Origin of the sequence: Amycolatopsis anabasis (assembly GCF_009765355.1) — a bacterium.
Classification (GTDB): domain Bacteria; phylum Actinomycetota; class Actinomycetes; order Mycobacteriales; family Pseudonocardiaceae; genus Amycolatopsis; species Amycolatopsis anabasis.
In genome coordinates, this window is the sequence record NZ_VTHK01000012.1 from 73,624 (window position 1) to 86,038 (window position 12,415).

1 protein-coding gene (cut by a window edge) is annotated in these 12,415 nt (G+C 69.8%); it reads right to left on the bottom strand.

Going from position 1 to position 12,415, the window contains the following annotated elements:
- Positions 1-12,415: the 3' end of a UvrD-helicase domain-containing protein gene (locus FXO23_RS17755; RefSeq protein WP_158886244.1), read on the bottom strand. Its footprint extends 15,548 nt past the window's final position; only the last 12,415 of its 27,963 coding nucleotides appear in the window; its start codon lies off the right edge, out of view; its stop codon occupies positions 1-3.

Sequence of the window (12,415 nt, forward strand, 5' to 3'; positions counted from 1 at the left end):
TCACCGCCTTCCCGGGCGGCGGAAGCCGAACGCGTCGAGGGCCCGCGCCGCGGCGTTACGTGCCGCCGGGGTTCGCTGCACCGGACCGGCCGCTGAGCGGTCGGTGGGCTTTCCCGGTCGCTTCTCCGACCGGCCAGACTGCGGCGTGCCCGCGTTTGGCTCCACCGGCGGCGCCTGCGACGGTGGGGCTGGGTCCGGCCGATCCTGGTCGGTCCCGTTCGGGAGTTGGTTGCCGTGGTCGATTCCAGTTGCCGGGGGCGCAGGGTCGGTGTGCGGAACGTTTTCGGTGTTCCAGCCGAGTTCGCTCAGCAGCCGATCGAAAATCGGGTCGTCCGAGGGCACCTCATCCGTCTGCGTCGCCACGTGCTGCTGCACCGCGACACCGCCCTGAGCGACAGTGATCCCCGCCATTTCGTTGTCCGTTGTGGACGGTTGTGGTCGCGCGGTGAACGCTGGTTCGTGGCGAACCGGCCCGGTTGGCCAGGTGTCGGGAACCGTCAACGGCGGCTCGTCCGCCCAGCCGAGCTCGGCGAGGATCTCGTCGCAAAATGGGTCGTCGGCGGGCACCTCCGTGGTATCCGGTTCGGGGGGCGTTGACCGAACCACCCTGGTTGTCTCGGGTGAAGGCGTCGAGGAACTCGGCGCGGTGGCGCGGTCCGTACGATCGCGTTCCGGCGCGGGCAACGAACGTTCCACGGTCCGAGCGAGTCGAGCGTCCAGGGGCTGGGCGCCGGTGATCGCGCGCGCGCCGTGGTTTTGGGTGCCTGCGGCGCCGACTTCGCCCACCAGCTTGGCCAGCGCGATCACACGTTTCACCGGCTCGTCGACCGCGACCGTCATGACCCGGTCGTCCCAATCCACGGCGGTGGAACCGTGGTACGAGGTGCGGACCTCGAACCCGAGGCTGGTCGCCTGATCCACCAGCTCAGCCCATTGCTGCGCCACGAAATCGAACTGCCGGGGGTCACTCGAGCCCGGCGCGCGACCCGCGCCGGATGGACGCGGCGACTCCTGCCGCGCGGGCCGGTCCCGGCGTACCGGCGGCGACGCGTTCACCGCCGACGATTCCGGCCGCGCAGCGGGGCCACGGGCGGTGGAGGGCTCGCGCTCGGCGCTCGCCGCGAGTGGCCCGGTCGAGGGCGGCGCGGTCGCGCGGTTCGTCGGCGCAGGATCGGTTGTGCTCGGCACTTCGGCAGCCGCTTCTGTGGCCGTTTCCGCCGTCCCGTCCGCAGTGTGGTTGGCAGGCGGGGCGTCGGCGGCCTGCCGTTCGTCGAGGTACTCCTCGAAGGCCGCGAGATCCTCCTCGCTCGGTTCGGCATCGGCAAGGCCAACGGTCTCCTGCGGCGAGGTGCCTGCCTTGTCCGTTGGCGCGGCAGCGGGCGCTGCCGGTGGTTCCGGCTCGGCCCCGGCCCGGGCGGCGGCAACCTCGGCTGGTTCCGGTTGCAGTGACTGCTCGGCGCGCTGGTCTGTTCTCACCGCCGGCGCCTGCGCTGGCCTTGGAGGCTGCGGGGTCTGTTCGCCGCGCTCCGCGGCGGTAGCCGCCCCTGGAAGGAATGGGTCGCCCTCCTCTACGGTCCCGATGGGCACCGCGCCGTCCTGCGAGTCCTTCGCCTGGTCCGCGAGGTAGTCCTCGAAGAGCGTCAGCTCCTCGTCGCTGCTCTCGTCGGCTTGATCGGTGTCCATGGTGTGCGTTTTGTCCGCTGGGACGGTGTGCCCGGGGTCGGCGGGTGTTTCCGTTGTCGTCTCGTTCGGTGGGGCGTTTCCCGGGTCGTTAAGGGTTTGCTCGGCGGGTGCCTGCCGGGCCTCGTTGGTTTCCTTGTGGGCGGATGCCGGGGTGGTGAGGTTGGGTGCCGGTTCCCGTGTGCGCTCGGCCGTCTCGGCTACCGGTTCGTCGCTGGTGCTCCCTGCCGCCGGGTAGAACCTGGCTGCCGGGGGTTCGGGGGGCATCGGTGCCGGTGGCTTGCTCAGGACCGCGGCGACCTCGGTCCTGAGCAGTTCGAGACGACGTGTCTTGTCGCTGATCAGCGGAATGGTGATGACGCGATAGGCGTGATCGGTGGAGGGCTCGTTCACGTTGCGCTTCAACGCCGTGGTGTACCCGACTTCCAGCGCCATCTCTTTCAGATCGTCCCAGCTCAGCTCCATCTCCTCCGGGAACACGGTGGACGCATCGGACGCCGCCGGTTCGGTAGCGTCGCTCGACGTCGCCGGTTCCGCGTTGCTCGGGGAGGCTGCGGCTGGCTGTGTGGGTTCCGGGTCCAGCCCGAGTCGGGTGCGCAGCGCCGTCTCAGTCTGGGTGAGTGCGTCGACCAGATGCAGGTCACTGCCTGGTATTACGTCGTCGGGTCGGCCGGTCGCGGTGATGACCGCGGCCAGCTGGTGCAGTTGCTGGGCTGTCTCCCGCGCTTCGGCGGGGCTGGCTGCCACGTTCGCCAGCCAGGTCGCCTGCGTGTCGAGGGCGGTGCCGGGTTGCTGGATGACACGGGTGGCGGTGACGAATGCCAGACGGGCGGGTTCATGCCGCCGGACCGCGTCGGGCATGGCCATATCGCGTAGTTGCTCGGCGAGTCCCGGCCCGTCCGACTGGAAAGTGATCGCGGCGAGCGGGGTGTCCGCCGCCGCGGTGGGGGTCTCGGCCGGTTGGTCTGCCGTGGCCGCCTCGGATACCTCAGGCGGATCGGAGGGCCGGTCTGCGGAGGTGTGCGTGGCCCGTCCGAACAAAGTGGCCAGTGATCCCGGGCGGTCTTCGGGGTTCTCCGGCAGCACCGCCACCAGTTCGCGGATCCTGGCCAGCGCGGCCAGTTGCTGGTCGCTGAGTTCGTTGTCCGACGCGGCCCGCTTCAGCGGGTCGCGGCCGCGCCCTTTCCACGGCACCGGAACCTCGCCGCTGGTGTGCGTGTGGATGGCGCGCTCGAGGATGCTCGCGGTCGCGGTCTGCCGGATCTCGGCCAGCTCGGCGGTGGCCTGGCGGGCGAGTTCGGCGTCCTCTGCTGTGGCGAAGGCGTCGCGATGCTCGGCGAACCGTCGGTATGCGGCGGCCGCCTCGGTGAGCATCCGCAGATCGGTGCGCTCCAGCCCGGCCCGCAGCCACTCGGCCATCGCCTTCCAGCTCGGCCTGCCCGTCCGTAACTCGTCTGTGGTCTCGACCTGGATCCGCACACCGGCGGACGCGGGCTGCACGACCACGAGCGCGCCGGCGTCGGGCTCGCCTTCGGCCCGGGTGACCCGGTGTGCCAGGTAGGGTTCCGGGACCAGTTGCGCGCCGGGCGTGGTGGTCGCGCGCAGGAACTCGTCCAGGCGGTTGCCCAGCGTCAGTTGCAGCGCGAAGCCGATATCCGCCGCCGTCAGCGGAGCACGGCTCGGCTCGGTGTCCCGTTCCGAGTTCCGTTCGCCGGTCGATGGCTGCCCAGTCTCCGGGGCTGTGCCCGTCGCTTCAGCGACGGCGGGCGTGGGCGCCGCCGGATGCGGTTCGAGGTCGAACAGGCTCGGCTCCGTGGCCGGATCCTCCGTTCCGGGCGGGGGTGCGGTTCCCGGTTGGCCGCTGCTGTCGGGGGGCGATGTGGCGGGAGGCGCGGATTCTGCTGGCCTCGCGGGAGGCGTCGCTGCGGCCGTCGCGGCCGCCGGTTCCTCACTGCTGTCGCGTGCGGACTTTTCGGACTCAGGGGAGGTCGTCGGCGCGGGCGTTTCAGCGGGTGCCGTGACGGTCCGCGTGTCGAACTCGGTGATCGCGGCCGTGATCGAATCCATGCGGTCGAGCACGTTCTGCTCGGCGGCGTCGATCGCGTCGTAGAACACGTCCGGCACACCGTCAGGGGTGAACTTGTCGGCCGGGATCGCAACGTCGACCAATACCGCGCCGTCGGCGTCGCACAGCAGCAGCATCCGCTGGCCGTCCTCGTCCTGGTGTGTCGCTACCAGAAGGTCACGCCACCAGAGCCAGTCACTTTCCCGGTATCCGCGCCGTTCGTGGAGGGTGGTCAGCACCGTCCCGATCGTCTCGCGGTCGGAGATGAAGTCCTTCACGGCGGTCGCCGAGTCGGGGACGAACGCCGCCGCGTCGTCGACGGGCCCGCCCTGGTCCGCGGCGCGGTTTCTGGCCGCGGCGACCGTGAGAGCCACCTCGGCCCAGCGCGCCGCTTCGTCGGCCTGGCGGAGCAGCGGCGCCTTCTGCGGGAAGTCGGGTAGCGCGTCCAACCGCGCCCGGGCTTGCCCCGGCGAGCGCAGCACGGCGATCACGCTGGACCGCGCCAGCACCGCTTGTGCCTCGGCGCGATCCACGGCGCGCCGCACGGCGCTCCCGATCTCCTGATTGTGGCCGGGTTCCAGCCACTGCGGCTCGATCTCCACCCGCTCCACGACCTCAACGTCGGATCCGGCGGGCACCGCGAGTTCGACCACGGTGTCGTCGCCGCGTGCGACGGTGAACCGGATCCGGTCCCACCACACCGAGCCGGTAGCACCGTCGACCGGGCGGGCCACCAGCGACGCGAACGTGTCGTCCCAGGCGCCCGCGTCCGCGGGGCCGTTGAACACCACGTCCCCGCGGGCGGTGTGCTCCCGGTATTGCAGCACCGCGCGAGATTCCCGGGCGCTCGCGTGCGCGGCGGCGAGCAGGTTGACTTGGTAAGACCGCTGCACGCACGCGGCCACGTCGTCGCGGTCCCGCTCGGTGAGGGCGGAGATCGTCTCCGGGGTCAGCAGGTCGACCAGACGGTTGTGCACGCGGGCGACCTGGTCCGGCACCCCGACGTCGCTGCCGTCGCGCTGTGCATGACGCCACCGCGCCAGGTCGGAGAACACCGCCGCCGCGTCACTGGTGTGCGGGGCGGCGAGGTTGGCTGGTGCCGCCACCGGGGTTTGCTCGGCCGGAGATGACGCAGCGGCGAGTTGTTCCAGAACGGCGTCCCGGTTCGCGAGCAACGCGTCGCGCAACGTCCACTTGCCCTCGCGCAACGTATCTGGCAGGCCCGTCGCGGCGATCAGGTCAACGAGTTGCTGGATCTGGTCAGCGGCCTCTCGGGCAATCTCGGCTGACCCGGCATTCTTCAGCAGCCATCCCGAATGTATGCGCTCATAGGGGTAGGCGCCGTCGTACAACCGGAACGCGAGGATCATCGCGAGCCGCGCGGGTTCGTGTCGGGTCACAGCAGGCGGAGTCCTCGCCCCCATCAGCTCAAGCTGTTCGGGGATGGTGCCCCACTCCGGGACGAACGTGATCGCGGCCAACGGTCCGGACACCTGCGGCGCGAACAGCGACGGTGTGTCGAGATACCGTTCCAGCGGCTCCAACCATCTCGCCGCGGTCGTCGCTGCCGCCTCGGCGGTGGCGTGCATCGTGGAACCAGGCGCGATACCGGATCCGGAGACCTTGCCTTCGGCGTCGATCTGGTCCAGGGCCCACCACCACTGCGGCTTGTCGTCCCCGACGCCGGAAACCCGCCCGACAACCAGTCGGAACCGTCCAGGTTCGGACCACACATACGCGTGTGTGGCCAAATGGCCGCGCGGATTGACCTGGTAAGTCAGCTCGCGCCCGTCCGGCAACCGCAACGGCGGCGCCGAGAGGGCGGTTTCCTGCGTTTCCTGCACGGTGCTTGGTTCGGTGGCTCCCGGCACGGACTCCCGCCGGGCGGTGATGGTGGCGGTCCGGTCGTCGACGCGGGTCCAGTCGCCGTTCAGATGCCACCCGTCCTCGGTGAGAGTGCGAGTCGCCCACTCGCAGGCTGCGGCGAGGTTGTGTCCCAGGCTGCGCCGGTCGTCGGCGCTGTGGGGCTTGTACTGGTATTCCCCGACCTCGACGTGCCAGTCGCTGGGATTGGCGTAGGTGACCGTGGCCACCTCGTTCGCGACGTCCGGGTCGGCCGTGCGCTCAAGGGCTGTTGCCAGGCTTTGGCCGAGCAGGCGCTCGCGGTTGCGCTGGTGGGCGGCCAGCGCGGACGCCATCGCCGCGTTCGCGGCCTCGCGTTCCTCCGGCGTGGGCCGCGTTGCCGGGTCCAGGACGCGCACTTGGCCGTCAACGGCGAACTCGTTCATTGCGTGCGACGCACCGTCCGAGTCCACCACATCCCGGTCGATGATCACCTGGACTTGCTGCACGCCGCGGATAGGTTCGACCTCGGTCACCACACCGCGTACCGGCTGCGGCGCTTTGGGCACCGGGACCCAGCCGTCCTCGTCCGGTGGCTGCGGCTCCTCCAGCATGAACTCGACGTACTGGCCGACCGCGTTGGTTGGCAGCGACGGGTCACCCTCGGCCAGCCGCTCCAGCGCGTCCCGGGCCCGGTCGAAGCTGAACTTCTCCCCCCGTTTGCGGGGCAGCCCGGCGGCCGCGGTGAGCGCCCGCTGGGCGATCGCCTCATCGAGTTCGCCGAGCTGGCGCAGTGCCGTCTGCGGGTAGAGGTCCTTGCGGGCCTTGCCTGAGATCACGATCGAGACCAGGTCCCGGATTTCCTTCTCGTTGTGGCGCTCTCCCAGGATGTACTTGAGCAGGCTGGCGCGGTTGGTCACCTGCACCTCGGGCGCCGGCGGCGCGAGCGGCACCGGTCGCCCATCGGAGAAGTACCAGGTGTCCTCGGTAGCGCCCGCTGGCCGCGTGACCAACTGCAGTGCGGCGTCGGATTCGACGGCGGAGCGGGCTTCGGCGGCGTAGTCGGCGGTCTGGACTCGCCATTGGCCAGGCACCCGCGCGGGCCGGGCCGCGCCGTAAAGGCCAGCTTCGTCAACCAGGTCGAGCAGTTGTTGCGCGGTGGCGAATTCCGCTTCCTGCCAGTCCTCAGGGTCGGAAGGCTCGATCCGGCGGAGCACAGTGGACAGCACCCGGTCCTCGGGTGTGATGCCGACGGCGATCCAGACGTCGTGGCGCCACCAGTGCTCGGTGTACATGCCGAACAGCTCGGTGGCCTGTTCCCCCACCGGTGTCCAGTGCTGCGCGCGGAACCGGTCGGAAATCCCGGTCAGGTCTGGGATGAGCGCGCGACCTTTCTCGACGTGGACGTCGTTGACGTCCTGCTCGGGCTTGGTGCCGCGCTGGACCATTTCGGGGGAAGGCGCCACCTCCGGCTGTCGTGCTGCGTGTGCGGCAGCGCGGTCAGCCTCCGACGGTCGGGTGGCTAGGTCCAAGACCGTCAGGTCGGCGTCGATCCGGACCAGGCGCTCGGCCCGGGTATCGCCGTCCGCAGCGGGGAAATCCCGCTCGATCACCACCCGCACGCGGTTGCCGGGCGTGGGCGTGACCGCGACCACGAGCCCGCGAACCGGTTCGCCCCGCAGATCGAGTGCGACGTATTGCCCGATGCTGTTCATCGGCAACGAGGGGTCTCCCTCAGCCAAACGGACCAAGGCATCCCTGGCGTGATCCACCTGCAGGGGCTCCTTGTGGAGGTCCCTCACGCCCGCCCTGGCGGTGACCGCGCGCCGGTAGATCTCCTCGCTTTCCGCGGCCAGGGCGCGGAGTTCCTCGCCGGGATGTTCGCTGGTGTTGCGGGCGGGCAACACCCGTGAGACGAGGGTGCGGAGTTTCTTGTCGTCGCGCCCGGCGAGCACGTAGTTGATCAGGTCGTTCCGGGTGCTGACCGGCACGTCGGGCAAGGGTGGCGCGATCGGGACCGGTTGACCGTCATCGGCGAAGTACCAGGTGTCGTCGTCGACGTCCAGGCGGGTAATCAGCCGCGTGCCCTCATCGCCGTCCGCCGTGGCGGCCTGCGCATCGTCGGGGTTGTCGGTGATGGTGATGCGCCACAGCCCGGGCAACCGGGCGGGTTCGGCGAATCCGTGCAGCCCGCGATGCTCGATCACTTCCCGCAGCCACTCGGCGTGGACGTAGACTTCGACGTCCCAGTCGCCGTCGTTCCACTCCCGTCGCGCCGGGTGCAGGTATAGCCGCCGCATCGCGCGCCCGTCGGAGTCGACGCAGACCCTGATCGAGTCGCCGTGGCGACGCCACTGTTCGATCCGAAGATCGCCGGACTGGCTTCGCAACCGCAGCGTCCAGCCGTTGCTCCGCAACAGCTCGGGTACGTCGGTCAACCCGTCGATGAATGGGTCCGTGGGGAAGAAAGAAAGCTCCTCCGCGTTCTCCAGCTCCGCGACCACCGGGGTACGGCCAGGGATGGTGAACGTGGCGTGGTCGGCCATCCAGTCGGCGACGGCATGCAGGTTGGTGACGACTTCGTCGAAACGGGTACGGGCCAGTACCCGGCCGAGAGGGTCGCCTGCGTCACGTCGTGTCGTGATCTCGTCGGCGAGGGCGGTGATCGCGAACGCGGTGTTGGATCCGACGCCGGATTTGACCGCGAGCTTGGCTCGTTCGGCCGGGTCGAAATCGAGCCCGCGTGTCACTGCGTGGAGCGCATCGGTCACGATCAGCCTGGTCGACCGGTCGATCAACTCGTGATTGTCCAGGGGCAGGCTCCGCCACAGGTCGTCCATCACGCTTTCCACGGCTCCCGGCTCGTGGATCAACTGCGCCGCGGTGAACACGGTCTTCCCGTCGATCGCGTCGAGCAGTGCCCGGGCACGCTCGCGGGCCTGGGAAAAGTCGTGCTCGACATCGACCGGTGCCGGCACGATCCGACGGGTGGTGAGGGAGTACACCAGGTCCGAGGCTTCGTCCAGGGAGACCTCGCGGAGGCTTCTGCCCTCGTATGCGGCCACCGCCGCGCGGGCAAGGTCGAGCACCGCCTGCTCGGGTCGCCGGTCGATTCCGGCCACGAAAACGCGGGTTTCGGTCCCCAGCGCAAGGACCGCGGCGGCATGCGGGAACCCACTCGTGCCGTGGAGGCGTTCCACGTCCCACCCCGCATCCACGACGTGAGCGAGCACCGCTTGCCATGCTCGCTCATCGTGCTCAGAAACGATTCCCGGAGCGAGCAGGTCCCGTAATGCGGTCTCCGGGCGGGCACTGGAGGCCGTGGCGTCCACATGGGACTGAGATGCCGAGTCGGACGCGGTTGGCTCGCCAAGGGTGTCGAACAGGGTCTGTTCACGTTCGGGCGCCGGTGTGGATGTGATTTGTGCTTGGCGCGCCGTGGGGAGGGTGAATCTGTTCCGCGCAGCCAGTTGGCGGGCGAGGTCGTGGAGTTCGGCTGTGACCTCGTTGATGCCGATCTTCGTGAGCAGCGCCCCCAGTGGGTCGTCGAGCGTGGCGCGGTGGCGCAACTCCGAGACCCAGGTGGTCAGGTTCGCGGCGACGAACTCGGCCCCGATGCGTTCGCCGGGCTCGATGGCGCGGGCGAGCCAGCGCAGGGACGGCGCCTCGTCCCCGAGGACTGGGCGTCGCAGCGCCAGCGCGAGGAAACCTCGTGCCTGGTCTCCGTCGGCGGCGGTGTGATACAGGGGGCCGACCAGCAGTGCTTCGGCCAGATGCACCCGCGCCGAAGGGATGTCCCCGGCCTGTGCCGCGGTGTGCGCGTTCTCCATCGCCTGGGCGGCCTTCGAGACACTCTCGGTGCGCTGGAAGGTGTCCTCGATTTCTTCCCGGGCGTTGGGTACGACCTCGGCGGCATATCGGGCGTTCAGCTCGCGTTGTTTCTCGGCGGTGCGGATCCGGGTGAGTGCCCGCTCGACCGGATCGCTGCCCCGAATACCGGCATACTGCGGGCGGGTGACGAAGACGTGCACCAGGTCGGCTTCGGTCACCTCGGAGCGGTCGATCAGTACACGGCCGACCTCGTGCAGGTAGTCCGGCATCGGGAGTCCCGGGTTCCCAATCGGCTCGGTGTAGCCCGCGGCGCGCAACCGCGGCGCGAAGTCGACGAACTGCTGTCCAATATGGAAGGCCCTGCGCCCCGACACCGAGGAGACCTCCAGGACGCGCGCAGCTTGCTCGGCCGGGGTGTCCGCCGGGTTCGTGAAGACGTTGCGCAGGTGCGGCAGCGCGTACATCGATTCCAGGCCTTCGCCGCTGCGGTGGAGCAGGGGGATGGAGTGGTAGTGGTCGAACTGCTCGTCCAGCGGCGGGGTGGCCGGATGGTCGGCGGGCAGCAGGACCATTCCGGCGAAGCCCCGGCGGGTTTGGGCCGCCTCGCTGGTGTGCTTCAGGTCGGCGACACCGACGTCGATGGCTCGTCCGGCGTCGCGCAGGCGCCAGGTCAGCCAGGACAGGCCGACGTCGGCGGTGTCGATCACCCGCGCGGCCTGCCGCAACATGTCGGCCCACTCGGACCAGGCGAAGCCGGGAGTGAAGTCGAGCCAGCGCGGGAGTGCCCACGCGGTGTCCCCCGGCACACGCACCAAGTCGTGCACGAGCGCCGCCAGGTCGGAGTTCCCCGCCACCGGAAGGAATTCCGCAACCGCCTCGGCCGCCACGAGCGCCCGCGTATGTTCGCGGCCCCGCGGATCCTCAGGCGGCCGAGTGCGGGCCAGCGCTTGCCGTACGTAGTCGACGGCGAGATGCCCGGTGAGATCCTCGGTGGTGCGGATCCGGGCACCGGCCAGCAGCACACGTCCTTCGGCGATCCGTTCCCGCAGCGGTTGCCCGGCACTGACGAACAGCGTGTGCAGCGGCAGCGGCCGCTCGAACCGGCGATGATGGCCATGGCGCAACTCGTAGCCAGCGGCGTTGGCCTCAGCGACCAAGTCGTGCCACTGCCGACGCAGCTCGTCAGCTTGCTCGCGGGTCAGGAACTCGCCCCCGGGCTCGTCGAACCACAGTCCCGGCTCGACGATGCGCTCGAAGTACTCCCCCGTGCCGTCGCGGTGCCAGAGGACCCAACGGCCGGTTGCCTCGTCGACGTCGATGTGGTGCGCGCCGAACGTGGTCCCCTTGTCCGGTAGCGCGATCGTCTGGTGCCGCAACTGGTCGGGCTCGGTGACCTCGTACAGCTGCAGATCGGCATCGATGGCCGCACTGTCGGTCCGGATCGGTTGCCGCGGTGGGGCGACCGTGCGCAGGGCGGCCTCCCGCTCGGCGTCCATGCGGATCTTGGCGAGCTGGAGGATCAGCTTGCCTGTGTTGGCGCTTCTGGGAAATGCAGCGTCGAGAACGATCAGCCGCTGATCGAGGGCGAGTTCGATCTGGGCGTCCCGATACTGCGGCCGCCCTGGGTATCGGCGTTCCTCGATCTGGTAACCGGCCTCGGCTGCCGCTTCGGTGGCCAGGTCGAACCACCGCCGATCGATCCTGGCGTAGTACTCGGTGCTGCCACCGCCCTCGAGCCCGGTGTCCGGATCGCTGCGCATCAGCCTTCGCCAATCGCTCCACAGGTGGGGATTCACGCTGTGATCGCTGCCTGCTCCGGCCGCGGCATTGTCGGCGAGCGTTCTCGCCGCCACGGAGACGGTGTGCTCGAAGAACTCCCGGGCAAAATCCCGGGACTGCCCGGTGGATTCCTCCTCGGCGGCCATGTTGCCCGGTGAGGGGTCGCCGGTGGTGGCCACCGTGTTGAGGGCCTGGAGGGCGTACAGCGACTCCACGGAGATCGGACCGTCCTGGGGGAAGGTCACGCTCAGGCGCGGGTCCGCTTCGACGAACGTGGTTTCCGCGCGCCGGGATAGCGCATCGAGTGCCTCGCCGGTGGTCGGGACTGGGTCGCCGGAGTCGATGACCGCCCAACTGCCCGCGGCGACATGGTGCAGCCGGTCAAGTTCGGTGGAGTCGGTGTAGCGGACGACGACACGCTGCCCCGTTTCCCGCGGCCTGACGTGCACGGTGCCCGGCATTGGACCGTCCTCGCGGAGCAGATCCACCGGAATCTCCAGTCGCCCGTCGTTGTCGCCGGGCCGCCGTTGCGGTGGGCCGGTGACGACCCAGACCGCACCGACCCCGTCGGCGGCGCGGCCTGCCACGCCGCCGACGATGTGGTCGCCCGGCTTGGCGGCGAGCAGCCGGTCCAGTTCGGTGTCGGCCGGGCTGAACAGGTCGGCGACTTCGTCGGCCAGCACTCGCAGACGAGCCGAGTTGTACTGCGGGGGGCGGTCATCGTCGTGCAGGGACAGCATTTCGGCGCGGTTGCGCAACTGCCGTACCGCTTCGTGCGGGTTCCCACCGAAGGCGTGCGCGGCGGCCAGCCTGATCACGGCGTGCGTGTGTTGGTCGTCCTCACGGAAACGCGCCTGGCTGGTATCCCCCTGGCCGGGCCCCTCCGCGCTGAACTGGTGTGCGGTCGTGTCGAACGCGACCGGGAGTTCACCGGCACGCCGGTTGCCCCACACCTCGTCGAGGTCAGGTTCGATCGCCCACAACGCGTGGTTGAACGCCCGGGATCCGGCCACCGCATAGGGATGCGCGGCCGCAGCGTGGCACAGCGCTTGAACATGCAGGGGATGGGTTTCCGAGTCATGCTTGGCCCGGGTGCCGTCTGCCGTCGCGCCGTGCCACAGGTCAGCGGTCCGGGTCACGGAGGCGTGGTCGGTCCAATCGATTTGCTGGCCCCGGGTGTCGACACCGCGCTCCAGCGCGTCCAAATACCGTGGTATT